Annotated in this window: 15 protein-coding genes; all 15 read left to right on the top strand. The window is 32.2% G+C overall.

Going from position 1 to position 13,937, the window contains the following annotated elements; genetic code table 11:
* Positions 1–8 precede the first annotated feature (8 nt).
* The 15 genes from HMPREF0077_RS01225 to HMPREF0077_RS01155 all read left to right on the top strand — a co-directional run bounded on the left by HMPREF0077_RS01225 (position 9) and on the right by HMPREF0077_RS01155 (position 13,819).
* Positions 9–416: a hypothetical protein gene (locus HMPREF0077_RS01225; RefSeq protein WP_004836023.1), complete on the top strand. Its 408-nt coding sequence runs from the start codon at positions 9–11 to the stop codon at positions 414–416.
* Position 417: 1 nt separating this feature from the next.
* Positions 418–1,161, top strand: coding sequence for an HAD family hydrolase (locus HMPREF0077_RS01220; protein WP_040349216.1), 744 nt, complete (start codon positions 418–420; stop codon positions 1,159–1,161).
* Between the two features lie 182 nt (positions 1,162–1,343).
* Positions 1,344–2,057 (top strand): hypothetical protein, encoded by a 714-nt coding sequence (locus tag HMPREF0077_RS01215; RefSeq protein WP_004836021.1) that lies wholly within the window; start codon positions 1,344–1,346, stop codon positions 2,055–2,057.
* 29 nt (positions 2,058–2,086) lie between these two features.
* A complete protein-coding gene (gene ruvC, locus HMPREF0077_RS01210) occupies positions 2,087–2,581 on the top strand; it encodes a crossover junction endodeoxyribonuclease RuvC (RefSeq protein ID WP_004836020.1) in 495 nt (164 codons plus the stop codon).
* Positions 2,581–3,168, top strand: coding sequence for a Holliday junction branch migration protein RuvA (gene ruvA, locus HMPREF0077_RS01205; RefSeq protein WP_004836019.1), 588 nt, complete (start codon positions 2,581–2,583; stop codon positions 3,166–3,168). The genes ruvC and ruvA overlap by 1 nt, the downstream gene beginning before the upstream one ends.
* 8 nt (positions 3,169–3,176) lie before the next feature.
* Positions 3,177–4,184 carry a Holliday junction branch migration DNA helicase RuvB gene (ruvB, locus tag HMPREF0077_RS01200; protein ID WP_004836018.1) on the top strand — a complete coding sequence of 336 codons (1,008 nt, stop codon included), beginning with the start codon at positions 3,177–3,179 and terminating at the stop codon, positions 4,182–4,184.
* Between the two features lies 1 nt (position 4,185).
* Positions 4,186–5,208, top strand: coding sequence for a tRNA preQ1(34) S-adenosylmethionine ribosyltransferase-isomerase QueA (gene queA / locus HMPREF0077_RS01195; protein WP_004836017.1), 1,023 nt, complete (start codon positions 4,186–4,188; stop codon positions 5,206–5,208).
* An 8-nt stretch (positions 5,209–5,216) separates the two neighbouring features.
* Complete coding sequence (tgt, locus tag HMPREF0077_RS01190) at positions 5,217–6,335, top strand: tRNA guanosine(34) transglycosylase Tgt (protein ID WP_004836016.1); 1,119 nt, start codon at positions 5,217–5,219, stop codon at positions 6,333–6,335.
* Positions 6,335–6,598, top strand: coding sequence for a preprotein translocase subunit YajC (locus tag HMPREF0077_RS01185; RefSeq protein WP_004836015.1), 264 nt, complete (start codon positions 6,335–6,337; stop codon positions 6,596–6,598). The genes tgt and HMPREF0077_RS01185 overlap by 1 nt, the downstream gene beginning before the upstream one ends.
* 75 nt (positions 6,599–6,673) lie before the next feature.
* On the top strand, positions 6,674–8,404 hold the full coding sequence (recJ, locus tag HMPREF0077_RS01180; protein WP_004836014.1) for a single-stranded-DNA-specific exonuclease RecJ: 1,731 nt from the start codon (positions 6,674–6,676) through the stop codon (positions 8,402–8,404).
* A gap of 4 nt (positions 8,405–8,408) precedes the next feature.
* Positions 8,409–10,589, top strand: coding sequence for a RelA/SpoT family protein (locus tag HMPREF0077_RS01175; RefSeq protein ID WP_004836013.1), 2,181 nt, complete (start codon positions 8,409–8,411; stop codon positions 10,587–10,589).
* The gene (dtd, locus tag HMPREF0077_RS01170) at positions 10,589–11,038 is read left to right on the top strand and encodes a D-aminoacyl-tRNA deacylase (protein ID WP_004836012.1); all 450 of its coding nucleotides are present in this window, start codon (positions 10,589–10,591) and stop codon (positions 11,036–11,038) included. The genes HMPREF0077_RS01175 and dtd overlap by 1 nt, the downstream gene beginning before the upstream one ends.
* Entirely contained in the window at positions 11,038–11,640 is a 603-nt protein-coding gene (locus tag HMPREF0077_RS01165; protein ID WP_004836011.1) for an MBL fold metallo-hydrolase, read from the top strand. Before dtd ends, HMPREF0077_RS01165 begins: the two co-directional genes overlap by 1 nt.
* A gap of 8 nt (positions 11,641–11,648) precedes the next feature.
* Positions 11,649–13,397 carry an aspartate--tRNA ligase gene (aspS, locus tag HMPREF0077_RS01160; protein ID WP_004836010.1) on the top strand — a complete coding sequence of 583 codons (1,749 nt, stop codon included), beginning with the start codon at positions 11,649–11,651 and terminating at the stop codon, positions 13,395–13,397.
* 5 nt (positions 13,398–13,402) lie between these two features.
* Positions 13,403–13,819, top strand: a complete 417-nt coding sequence (locus tag HMPREF0077_RS01155) for a SoxR reducing system RseC family protein (RefSeq protein ID WP_004836009.1) — start codon at positions 13,403–13,405, stop codon at positions 13,817–13,819.
* Positions 13,820–13,937 lie beyond the last annotated feature (118 nt).

Below are 13,937 nucleotides of genomic sequence, written 5' to 3'. Positions count from 1 at the left end.
GAGGACTAATGACTGGCTTAATCAATCTAGTATCCCAATATTCATCAAGCTTGGCAATTTTGCCTATAGTTTCTTTTATAATGGGAGCTATTTCAGTAATAATATATTTAATAAATAAGAAAAGAATAGTTAAATTTATTCCTTCTATAATTACAGGTATAATTTCAATAATTCTTGCTATTATCTCTATTTCTACTTTTACAAGCAAATCAGGCCTAAATATTGCGTGGATAGCAATATTCTTAGGAGCAGCTTCACTAGTAGGAATTATAACTTGCTATATGATAGAATTAGTAGAAGATATTAGAGCTAAAACGGAGTTTTTGAATAATTCTGTGGCTAGAGCTAATGCTAGGAATTCAGAAAGATCAGCAAAAAAAAGAAAAGCCAACAAAGTTAACGATAAGGAAGTTTAAGATGAATAAAAAAAGGGCGGCTTTTTTCGATATAGACGGTACACTTTTTAGAAATTCATTACTAATAGAGCATTTCTTAAAACTATGTGAAGATGGAATCCTATCTAAGGATATATGGACAAATGAAATAGGTCCAATTTATTATAAATACCAAAATAGACTTGGAGCCTATGAAGACTATCTAGATAAGGCAGCTCTAGTTTACCAAAAGAGTATGATAGGATTAGATCGTAAGTTAATAGATGATTATTCCAATTTAGTTATTGAGGAAAATAAAAATAAAGTTTATATGATTACGAGAAAAGCTGTAGAGATGCACATTGAAAATGGTGATCTTATATTCTTTATTTCTGGATCACCTAACTTTCTTGTTGATAATTTTGCAAAATTCTATGGAGCTACAGAATCTATATCTACTGATTATGTTTTTGATGAAAATGATAAATTTACGGGTAAAGTAATACCTATGTGGGATGGCAAGAGTAAGCTTACGGCGATTAGAGAATTAGACGAGAAATATAAGATAGATTTAGATAATTCTTTTGCTTATGGTGATACTAATGGAGACATAACTATGTTTGAAATGGTTGGTAATCCCCATGCTATTAATCCAAGCTTTGAACTCATAGAGAAACTTTTCTCTGATCCTGAATTAAGACAAAAAGCGACAATTAATATCGAAAGAAAAGATGTTAATTATAATTTCAAATTAAGTGACATGCAAGTTGATTTTAAAAAGTTTTAAAAATTTTCTTGTATAATATTTTATTGTAAAATTCATAGTAGCTAAATTTAAAGAAAAATATTCAAAAATAATTTTTTCTTGAATATTATTTCTTTTGTTTAGCTATTTTTCTTCCGACTTCAAAAAATAATTGATTATTGAAGATTATTTTATGGTAAAATAGTATAAGAGGTAAGAATGTAATGAAGGCAAATTTAAGTGAACAATATCCTATAATTGAAAAACTTGAATATAATTATTTAGTAAATGAAGATATATACTCATTGAACACCCTTATGTCTTTATTGCATGATAAAAATTTCATCTATTTTTCTAAAAATAATTACTATGTTAAAGACTATGTTTTAAAAAATTTAAAAAAATATTTTTGGAATTTGAGAGATATTGATCAAGTTATAGACTCTCTAGATAGATTGATTTCTTCAGCTATTTATAGGTATGAATATATAATATCTATTAAAGCTCAATATAGGGCCTTTAGGGAAAAGAAAATGGTTGACCAGCTAGAATATGTGATTCTAGACCAACTTGGAGTTGACTATCTTATAGAAAGCACAAATTTCAACTACAATAGATTTGATCCTAAAATCATTGAAATATCTAAGAATTTTAAAAACAAAATATACGAAGATAGGTCTTTGGTTAAGGAACTAAACAAAGATATCAGGGTTTATGCTGACAAGATGTTGATGAAGAAAATTTATAATATTGATACAACAACTCATAAACAATTAAGTTTTGATACTGATTCAATTTATACTGAAGATATAACCAGTCAACAATCAAAGAAAATGTATGAAAAAACCCTTACTTATCTTTATAAGTCTATAGTAGATACATATGCGGAGTATTATTTTAGAGGTTTGATTAGAGAGGTGTTTAAAAGATATCAATAGGGCTTAGAGCCCTTTTTATTTTGGAGATTATGATTATATTAGGGATAGATCCTGGAATAGCAATAATGGGCTATGGGATAATTGAATTTAAAGAAAACAAGGTTAAAGTATTAGAAAATGGTGTTGTAACTACTTCCTCTAAAACAAAAACAGGAAGGAGATTGGAACTTTTGTATGATAATTTGCATCAGATAATAAAGGAGTTCAAACCTGATGAGTTTGCTATTGAAGAGTTATTTTTCAATTCTAACGTAAAAACGGCTATAACAGTTGGTCATGCTAGGGGAGTTCAGGTGCTTTGTGCTCAACAAAACATGCTCCCAATTTATGAATATACACCCTTACAGATCAAGCAGGCTATCACTGGTTATGGAAGGGCAAGTAAAAGTCAGATGCAATTAACGGTTACTAGGCTTCTAAATCTTAAAGAAATGCCCAAGCCAGATGATGCAGCAGATGCTTTATCTGTAGCCTTATGCCATGCTTTAAGCCAAAGATTTAAAGAAAGATTTAGGTTAAATTAATGATTTCATATATTATAGGTCATGTAAGAAATATTGATGAAGAAAGTTTTATAATTGAAAATAATAATATTGGATATTTGATTTATTCTTCTTTAGCTACCCTCAGCAATCTAGAAATAAATAGCGAATACAAGATTTATACTTCTATGCAAGTTAGGGAGGATGACATATCCTTGTTTGGATTTTTTACTAAAGATGAGTTGGAGATGTTTAGTCTGCTAACTTCAGTTTCTACAATAGGGCCCAAAACAGCTATGGGAATCCTATCATCCATATCTGTAAATGAAATAAAGACTGCGGTTGTTAATAATGATATAGACAAGTTAACCCTAGCTAAGGGGATTGGCAAAAAATCTGCTTCTAGAATAATATTAGAGCTTGTAGATAAAGTTAAGAAGATGAGTTTTGTTCCAGTAGAGAATATAAAACAAGATGATATGCTAAATGAAGATTTTGAAGTTGCCAAAGAAGCTCTTCTTAATCTTGGATATCAGAAAAATGATGTCGACAGGGTTTTATCTGAATTAAAGGATACAGATTTAAGTCTTGAAGGCCTGGTTAAAGAGAGCCTTAAAAGGTTGATTTAGGTGATTAAATGTATGATGAAAATAAAAGAATAGTAGGAAGTAATGAGCAAATAGAAGACCTTCAATCTGAAAATAGCATAAGACCTAAGTGGCTTAAAGATTATATAGGCCAAGACAAGGTTAAAGAAAAGCTCGATATATTTATCAAATCTTCACTTTCAAGAAATGAACCTCTTGATCATGTACTATTGCAAGGGCCACCTGGTTTAGGAAAAACTACCCTATCTACAATTATCGCTAACGAGTTAGGAGTTAATCTTAGAGTTACTAGCGGACCAGCCATAGAAAGGCCATCTGACCTTGCAAGTATCCTAACCAACCTGTCAGATGGTGATGTTTTATTCATAGATGAGATTCATAGGATTAATAGGTCTGTAGAAGAAATCTTATATTCTGCTATGGAAGATTTTGTTTTAGATATAATTGTAGGCAAGGGACCCAATGCACAGTCGATTAGAATTGACCTTGATAGGTTTACCCTTATTGGAGCAACGACTAGGGCAGGAATGTTATCAGCTCCACTTAGAGATAGGTTCGGGGTACTCTTAGCCTTAAATTTATATGATACAAAAGATTTGACTACTATAGTTAAAAGATCTGCCCAAATTTTAGGTATAGCTATTGATGAAAAGGGGGCAGTAGAAATTGCTAGACGTTCTAGAGGGACTCCAAGAATAGCTAATAGACTATTAAAAAGGGTCAGGGATTTTGCTATAGTAAGGGCAAACGATCAAATAGACTACGAAACTAGTAAAAAAGGCCTTGAACTACTTGAAATAGATCCTATGGGCCTTGACACTATGGATAAGAAAATAATTATGACTATGTATGATAATTTTGCAGGAGGCCCAGTTGGAGTTGATACTATTGCGGCCTCAACTGGAATTGAGAATGTTACTATAGAAGATGTATACGAACCATATCTTTTGCAAATAGGTTTTATAAGCAGGACACCTAGGGGAAGAGTTTTGACTAGGAAAGCCTATGAGCACTATGGTCTAAAAATAGAGGAGTAAGATGAAAACAGAAGATTTTGATTATTATTTACCAGAAAAATTGATAGCCCAACATCCATCAGATAAGAGGGATGGGGCAAGAATGATGGTTTTAGATAAAAAAAACGGAGCGATAGAGGATAAATACTTCTATGATATTATTGACTATCTAAATCCAGGCGATGTTTTAGTTATGAATGATACGCGTGTTATACCAGCCAGGCTTTTTGGTCATAGAAAAGACAAGGAAGAATCCATTGAAGTTTTCTTGCTCCACAACATAGAAGGAAAGGTCTGGGAGGTTCTTGTAAGACCAGGCAAGAAGATGAAAATAGGAGCTGAAGTTATATTTTCAGAAGAACTATCTTGCAAGGTAATAGACATCAAAGAGGATGGCAACAGGATAGTTGAGTTTACTTATGATGGAATTTTCAATGAAATATTAGATAAGCTCGGCAATGTTCCCTTGCCACCATATATAAAAGAAAAACTTAAAGACCCTGAAGAATATCAAACAGTTTACTCTAAAAATCCCGGTTCGGTAGCAGCACCAACAGCAGGCCTTCACTTTACAAAAGAATTACTAAAAAGAATAGAAGATAAGGGAGTAAAACTAGCATTCTTGACTTTAAATGTTGGACTTGGAACCTTTAGACCAGTAAATGAAGAAGATATAACCGATCATAAGATGCACTCAGAGTTTTATACTTTAAGCAAAGAAACAGCATCTATAATAAATGAAGGTAGAAAAAATGGCAATAAAATTATAGCGGTAGGAACAACCAGCATAAGAACACTAGAATCTGTCTTTAAGAAATGTGGTGAGATTAGAGAAGATTCAGGTTGGACGGACATATTTATCTATCCTGGCTTTGAATACAAAGTTGTTGATTCCGTAATAACTAATTTTCATTTACCAAAATCAACCCTTATTATGTTAGTTGCTGCCTTTACATCAAGAGAAATCATTCTCAACGCTTACAACTATGCAGTAAAAGAAGAGTATAGATTCTTTTCTTTTGGTGATTGCATGTTCATTCATTAAGGAGAAATATGGCTTTAAAATACGAATTAATTAAAAAAGATAAATATTCAAATGCTAGAGTAGGGGTTATCCACACAGCTCATGGGGACATACCAACACCGATATTTATGCCAGTTGGCACACTTGGCACAGTAAAGACCATGACACCAGAAGACTTAAAGGAAATGGGAGCAAAAATTATTTTAGGAAATACCTATCACCTCTACCTAAAACCTGGAATGGATATAATGAAAAAAGCAGGTGGTCTTCATAAATTTATGAATTGGGATAGACCAATATTAACTGATTCAGGTGGTTTTCAAGTCTTCTCTCTTTCCGACAATAGAAAAATAACAGAAGAAGGAGTTACTTTTAGATCTCATATTGATGGAAGCAAGCATTTATTTACTCCAGAAAAATCTATAAGCATCCAAAATGACATCCACTCTGATATAATGATGAGCTTTGACGAATGTGTCGATGCTAGGGCCTCTTATGACTATGTCGAAGATTCTATGAAAAGAACCCTTAGATGGGCAAAGAGGGGGTTAGAATATCACAAAACCCACTCCCATCCTGATCAATCCTTGTTTGGTATTGTTCAAGGGGGAATGTTTAAGGATCTAAGAGAAATATCAGCAAAAGAAACTACAGCTATGGACTTTGATGGCTATTCTATTGGTGGACTTTCTGTTGGTGAAACGAAAGAAGAGATGATAGATATATTAAATTTTACAACACCACTTCTACCAGAGGATAAGCCTAGATACAATATGGGAGTTGGAACACCAGATTATCTATTCGAATCTTTCCAGGCTGGAATTGATATGGCAGATTGCGTACTTCCAACAAGAATTGCTAGAAATGGGACAGCTCTTACATCAAGGGGGAGATTAGTTGTAAAAAATGCTCCATATAAGGATGATTTTACAGCATTAGATCATGACTGTGATTGTTATACATGTAGAAATTATTCTAGGGCATACATTAGACATCTTATGAATGTTAATGAAATTTTGGGTGCTAGACTACTTTCATACCATAATTTGTATTTTTTACTAAAGATGTGTGAAAACATAAGAGAAGCAATAATGAATGATCAGTTCTTAGATTACAAGAAAGAGTTCTACGAAAAGTATGGTTACTAATGAAATTAGAATATTTAATCCTAATAATTTTATTAATATATTATTATAAGACAAGCATAAAAGATAAGCTTTCAGATGACAAAAACAAAAAGTTTATCAAGGAGAATCTAAAGCTGGGTTCAAAGATTATTACAAAATCAGGTATAATTGCTGAAGTTATAGAAATAGATAATCCTTATTTGCTTGTAGTTACTGGAAATAATATGAACCAATCATACCTTAAGATAGAAGTAGATTCTGTAAGGGCGATAATAGATATGTGATTAGGGAGGCTTTAGCCTCTCTTCTTTATAAGATAAATTAATGTAGTATAGTTTATATGATAAGTAGGGGGCAAAATGGCTAATTGGTATATATACAATAAGAAAGAAAATTACATAAATAATTTAAAAAATAAGGACATAACTAAGTTACAGGCATTAGTATTAGCGAATAGGGATATAGTAGATCCTAAAGTCGTTGATATGTATATAAAACCAAGCCTCGATAAACTTCATGACCCTCTACTTTTACCAGATATGCAAAAGTCCGTTGATTTAATAATAGAAACTATCCAAAATAATGGAGAAATTCGTATTTTTGGTGATTATGACCAAGACGGAATTGCTTCAGTAATGACCCTTTTGGATGGCTTGCTTTTTTATTATGATAATATAAGTTATGACATACCCCATAGGGTAGAAGATGGATATGGCATATCAAATGGTATGAGTGAAAAAGCAATTTCAGATAAGGTTTCTCTAGTAATAACTTGTGATAATGGAATAACAGGATTTGAGCAAATTAAAAAGCTCAAAGAAAACAATATAAAAGTAATAGTTACAGATCACCACCAAATTGAGAAGGAAGATAATGAAGGATGGGTAAATCAAATTTTACCAGATGCCGATTGTGTTATTAATCCCCATAGGCTTGATAGTAGTTATCCCTTTAAAGACCTGTGTGGAGCCGGGGTCGCCTTTAAGCTAATGCAGGCTCTCTACCAAAGGCTTGAGGGTGATAGTGAATACTTAAACTCTCTTCTTGAATATGTAGCAATGGGCACGGTATGTGACATAGTCTCTCTTACAGATGAAAATAGAATATTTGTAATTGAAGGACTAAAGAGAATAAATTGTACCAAAAAGTATGCCATAAAGGCTCTACTAGAAGAAGCTGGATGGGATAAAGAAGTAACTGAATATACTCTTGGTTTTATTATTGGCCCCTTAATGAATGCGACAGGAAGGCTAGCTACAGCAAAGCTTGCAATAGACTTGCTGATGCAAGAGGATATTGATAAAATTCATGAACTTGCAAAAGAGCTGGTTGATCTTAACAATACAAGAAAAAGCTTAACAGAAGATGGACTAAATAAGTGTGATAAGATAGTTAAAGAAAATTCTTATGACAAAGACCAAGTGCTTGTAATATACGAGCCGTCAATTGATGAAAGTATATGTGGAATCGTAGCTGGCAGGATCAAAGAAAAATATTATAGACCAACTATTGTATTTACAGACTCTTCAACTGAAAATATCTTGAAAGGCTCAGCTAGGTCTATAGAAACTTACGATATGCATGAGTCGATTGTTCCATTTGCTGATAAACTTCAATCCTTTGGTGGCCATCCTATGGCTTGTGGACTATCCATAGAAAAAGATTTACTAGACGACTTTAGAAAATTTCTAAATGATAATGCTAATTTATCTAATAAGGATTTAGAGGAAATAATTAATATTGATGCTCAGATTAAGATTAGCAATCTATCACTTGAATTTGCTGAAAGTATAGAAAAACTTAGGCCCTTTGGTAAGGATAATCCAAGACCGGTTTTTGCTAATAAGGGAGTAGATATAGCAGATATAGCTATGATTGGTAAAGATAAAAAGACTATGAGGCTAAGCCTTTTTCAAAATGGAAGATATTTTAATGCAATCAAGTTCAACGCTCTTGATGATTATGAGTATTTATCTTTAAAGTTTAATGGAAAAATTAAGGCTAATAAGATTGATATTGTTTATTATCCTGATATCAACGAATATAAAGGAAATAGAAGTCTACAGATTAAATTGATAGACATAAGGTGATAATATGGCAACTGATTTTAATAAAGAATATAAATTATTTGAAAAAGATATTCTAAAGAATAATCCTAAGTCTGATATTAATTTAATAAAAAAGGCCTATGACTTTGCTGAATTACATCATAGGGGACAGAAGAGAAATTCTGGTGAAGATTATTTTATTCATCCTATAGCCGTTGCTAGAAAATTATCAGAGATGAAACTCGATGATGAAACCATATGTGCTGGACTTATGCATGATGTACTAGAAGATACAGATGTAAGTAGAGAACAAATGGCTGAAGTTTTCGGAGAAGAGATAACTTTTCTTGTGGATGGCGTTACTAAACTTAAAAATTTAAATTATACTTCAAGGGAAGAAAAACAAGCTGAAAATATCAGAAAAATGGTAATGGCGATGTCTAATGATGTTAGGGTCGTCCTTATAAAGCTATCTGATAGGCTTCATAATATGAAAACTCTAGAATATATGACTAGGAAAAAGCAGATACAAATAGCCGATGAAACCTTGGAAATATATGTTCCTCTTGCCCATAGACTAGGAATTTATTCTTTGAAATGGGAACTTGAGGACTTGTGTTTCAGATATCAAGAGCCAGAAAAATATTATGAATTAGCAGAGATGGTTAACGTTAAAAGACGAGAAAGAGAAGCCTATATCAATGAAATAATCGATACTCTTAGTAAGTCTTTATCTGGTACAAATATAAATTTTGAAATATCTGGCAGACCTAAATCCTTGTATTCAATAAACAAAAAAATGGAAAGAAACGGCATAGCCTTTGATGAAATATATGATTTAACAGCTATAAGGGTAATTGTAGATACTATAGCAGAATGTTATGCTGTCTTAGGTAAGGTTCATTCACTGTGGAGGCCAATTCCAAATAGGATAAAAGATTATATCGGCCAACCAAAGCCTAATGGATATAGGTCTTTGCACACAACAGTTTTTGGTGAAGATTCGAGGCCTTTTGAAGTTCAAATTAGAACTCGTAAAATGCACAAAGAATGTGAATATGGAGTCGCAGCCCATTGGAGATACAAAGAAAATAATAATACAAAATCTGACTTTGACGATGCTATGAGTTTTCTTAGAAGAATAGTCGAATGGCAACAAGAGGGTGGAAAAGACGAAAATAATCAAGAGTTTATGGAAACCCTCAAAAACGACTTTTTCTCTAGAGAAATATATGTCTACTCTCCTGCTGGAGAAGTCTATTCCCTACCTATGGATGCATGTTCTATTGATTTTGCCTACAAGATTCATACAGAAGTCGGTAACAAATGTGTTGGAGCAAAAGTTAATGGCAGGATGGTTCCAATAACATATAAACTTAAAACTGGAGATTTGGTTGAAATCATAACATCTAAAAATTCTCATGGCCCATCAAGGGACTGGCTAAATATTGTAAAAAGCAATCAAGCTAAAAATAAAATCAAACAATTCTTCAAGCGAAACGATAAAGAAGAAAATATAGAAATAGGTAAAAACTCTGTTATTAAGGAAATTAAAAAGAATAGGCAAGCCTATAAATCCTTACTAAAAGATGAGTGGATTAAAAAGATTGCAAATGATTTGGGCTATCCAACAGAAGATGAGATGTATGCATCTGTTGGTTACGGCAAAACAAACGTTGAACAAATAACACAAAAATTATTAAAGTTTGAAGCAGATGAGAAAAAGATAAATGATGAAACAAAAGCAATTGAGTTTACAGATAGGAAAATAAAAAATAGTGGCTCTAGTGAAATTAGGGTAAGCGATTTGGAAGAAAATATCGAGGTTAAACTTGCTAAGTGTTGTACACCAGTTCCTGGGGATCCTATTATAGGCTTTATAACAAAGGGAAATGGAATATCTGTTCATGTCAAGACTTGCCCTAATATAATCAATTTGAAGTCCCCAGAAAGACTAATTGATGTCTACTGGCAAAATACTAGAGAAGATAAATTTCCAGTTAAGATTCAGATTTTAACATCAAATGCGCCATCTATTCTTTATGATATTACAAAGATGATGTCTACTGTAAATATAAATATTTTAGCAATAAATGCTAGAACTGATCAAGACGAGGGAATTATAGATTTAATACTTGAAGTGAATAATATGGATCAACTGTCAGACTTGATAACTAAATTGAAGGCTTTAAAGACAGTTGACAATGTATATAGGGTTAAAAATTAATGAGAGCAGTAATACAAAAAGTAAAAAAAGCGAGTGTTAGTGTTGATAATAAGCTTGTATCTGAAATAGGATATGGCTTTATGATACTTTTAGGAGTCAAAGATACTGACAAAGAAGAAGATATAGAATATATAAAAAAGAAAATATCTAAGTTGAGGATATTTGAAGATAATGAAGGGAAAATGAATCTTTCATTGAAAGATGTTGGTGGAGAAATACTAATGGTTTCTCAATTCACCCTCTATGGGGACGCAAGAAAAGGTAACAGACCATCATTTAGTCAATCTGCCAAGGCAGATAAGGCTGAAAAATATTATGAAATACTAATAAATCAGCTTAAAGAAGAAGGATTTGAAGTAAAGACTGGAATTTTTCAAACCCACATGGAAGTTAGCCTAGTTAATGATGGACCTGTAACCATTATTTTGGATAGCGAAAGGATTGTTTGATGAAAATTAGAAAATTTGTAGAAGGTCCTGTTATGACTAATATGTATGTTGTAAGCGATGATGATAATGATGGATTTCTTGTCGATTGTGCATATCCAAGTAAGAGGGTAGAAGAGTATATTAAGGAAAATAAGATTAATATCAAATTTATAATTCAAACCCATACTCATTTTGATCACGTATTAGGTCTTGAATATTTTAAAAATCTTTATAAGGTGGATGTCTATGCATCAGAAGATGCTAAGGAAATAGCGAATGATAAAGACTATAATTTGGCATATTCTTTTGACTTGCATGTTCCGATTGATAAATATTTAAAAGATGGAGAAATATTTAGTGAGTATAATATAATGGCAATAAAAACTCCGGGCCATACCCTTGACTCGATGTCTTATAAAATTGGTGATATAATATTTTCCGGGGATACCCTATTTAGGCTTTCAATTGGAAGGACTGACTTTCCAGGAGGAAGTTATCCTCAAATAATTGATTCGATAAAAAACAAGTTAGCTGGCTTTAAACCGGATACAAAAATTTATCCTGGCCATGGTGAAGAAACAAGTCTAGCTTTTGAACTAGATAATAATCCGTTTTTAGTATAGGAGGTAGTATGGAATTTAAAAGAACAAATATGTGTGGAGATCTTAGAGTAGAAAATGTTGGTGATTCTGTTGTATTAATGGGTTGGGTTGCCAAAAAAAGGAATCTAGGATCTCTTGTATTTATAGATTTAAGGGATAAGACAGGTATTACTCAAATTGTAGTAAGAGATGAAGATAAGGACAATTACGAAAAGGCACGTTCCCTAGCACAAGAATATGTACTTGAAGTAAAGGGAACAGTACATGAAAGGGAGTCTAAGAATCCAGATATAGCAACTGGAGAAATAGAAATAATAGCTGATAAGATTAATATCTTAGATAGGGCTAAAACACCACCAATCTATATCAAAGACGATGATGATGTTAGCGAGAATTTAAGATTAAAGTATAGATATCTTGATCTTAGAAAAGCTTCAGTACAAAGAAACTTAAAGTTAAGAAGTGATATAGTAAGAACTATAAGAGAGTATATGTACAATAATGAGTTTACAGAGGTTGAGACTCCATTTTTGACAAAGCCAACTCCTGAGGGAGCTAGAGATTATCTTGTACCTTCAAGAATTAACGAAGGAAAGTTCTATGCCCTTCCTCAATCTCCTCAATTACTAAAACAAATACTAATGATAGGATCTTTAGATAGATATTTCCAAGTTGTTAAATGTTTTAGGGATGAAGACTTGAGAGCAAATAGACAACCAGAATTTACCCAACTAGATATGGAAATGAGCTTTTCAGACCAAGATGATGTTATAGCTATGAATGAAGGTTTACTAAAAGAATTATTCGATAAGTACACTGATTATGACCTAAAATTACCTATTGATAGGATGGATTACTCAGAAGCTATTAATTCATATGGATCAGATAAACCTGATTTAAGATATGGATATAAAATCCAAGATGTAAGCGAGATTTTCAAAGATTCTGATTTTAAGGTCTTTGCCGATAATACAAGCGATGGTAAGTCTGTAAGAGCTATTAATTTTAAGGCTATTGCCGATAACTATTCAAGAAAACAACTTGACAAGTTAACAGATTTTGTCAAGGATTATGGTTTGAAGGGTTTATCATATATTAAGTATTCAGATGAAGTTCAATCATCTATTAAAAAATTCTTAACTGATGAAGTGTTAGCAAATCTTAAAGAAAAACTTGCTATCGAAGATGGAGATTTAATTCTTTTGGCAGCAGATAAAAACAAAGTAGTATTAGATGCCATGGGAGCACTAAGACGTAAAGTTGCAAAAGACAATAACTTAATAGAAAAAGAATTTGCCCTTTGTTGGGTAGTAAATTTCCCAATGTTTGAATATAGCGAAGAGGAAGACAGGTATGTTGCTCAACACCATCCATTCACTATGCCTAACGAAGAAGATATAGATCTATTGTTGACAGAGCCTGAAAAGGTTAGAACTCAAGCCTACGATATAGTAATAAATGGTGATGAAATGGGTGGCGGTTCTGTAAGAATCAACAACTCAGATCTCCAGGAAAAAGTTTTTGAAGCTTTAAAGCTATCTGAAGAAGATATAAAGAATAAATTTGGATTCTTTATTGAAGCCCTTCAATATGGAACACCACCACATGCTGGACTAGCTTATGGACTAGATAGACTTGTAATGCTTTTTGCTAAGACAGAAAATATTAAAGATATAATAGCTTTCCCAAAGACACAATCTGCTACTTGTCCTTTAACAGAAGCACCAAGTATTGTTGACGAGAAAGCCCTAAAAGAACTTAATATAAAATTAAGGTAATTCATATGGATACAGTTCGAAAAGAAGGAATCGTTCTAGAAAATGATAATGGAAATTTGACTGTACAAATATTTAGGAATGGTGCCTGCGGTGCATGTGCTGCGAGAGGGACATGTGCCGAGAAGAAAACTACGGAGATACAAGTATTTTCTTATGAAGATATCAAAAAAGGGGATAAAGTTATAATCGAAGGTTCCTCAAGCGAGGTTACAAAATTAACAGCCTTTGTTTATATATTTCCTGTTGTCATGATGTTAGTAGGAGCTATTATTCCAAATGTTTTTCTTAAAAATACAGGAATGGATTCTAACTTGTTGACTTTAATATTTGTATTGATATTTTTAACAATATCTGTGTTCTTCATAAAGAAATTAGACAAAAAAGTTAAAGATAAAAAGCTAATGAGAGTTAGAAAAATCTAATTCTTAATTCTAAAGGATTTAAAAAGCTAAGACACATCTACTATTAATATGTAGATACAAGCTAAAATTAAATTTACTGGGATTTTGTTTTTACTAGGAAAAAACTTTAATTTAACTA

Origin of the sequence: Anaerococcus tetradius ATCC 35098 (assembly GCF_000159095.1) — a bacterium.
GTDB classification, from domain to species: domain Bacteria; phylum Bacillota; class Clostridia; order Tissierellales; family Peptoniphilaceae; genus Anaerococcus; species Anaerococcus tetradius.
The sequence above is the reverse complement of the archived record's forward strand: the minus strand, read 5'-3'. Positions and strand labels throughout refer to the sequence as shown.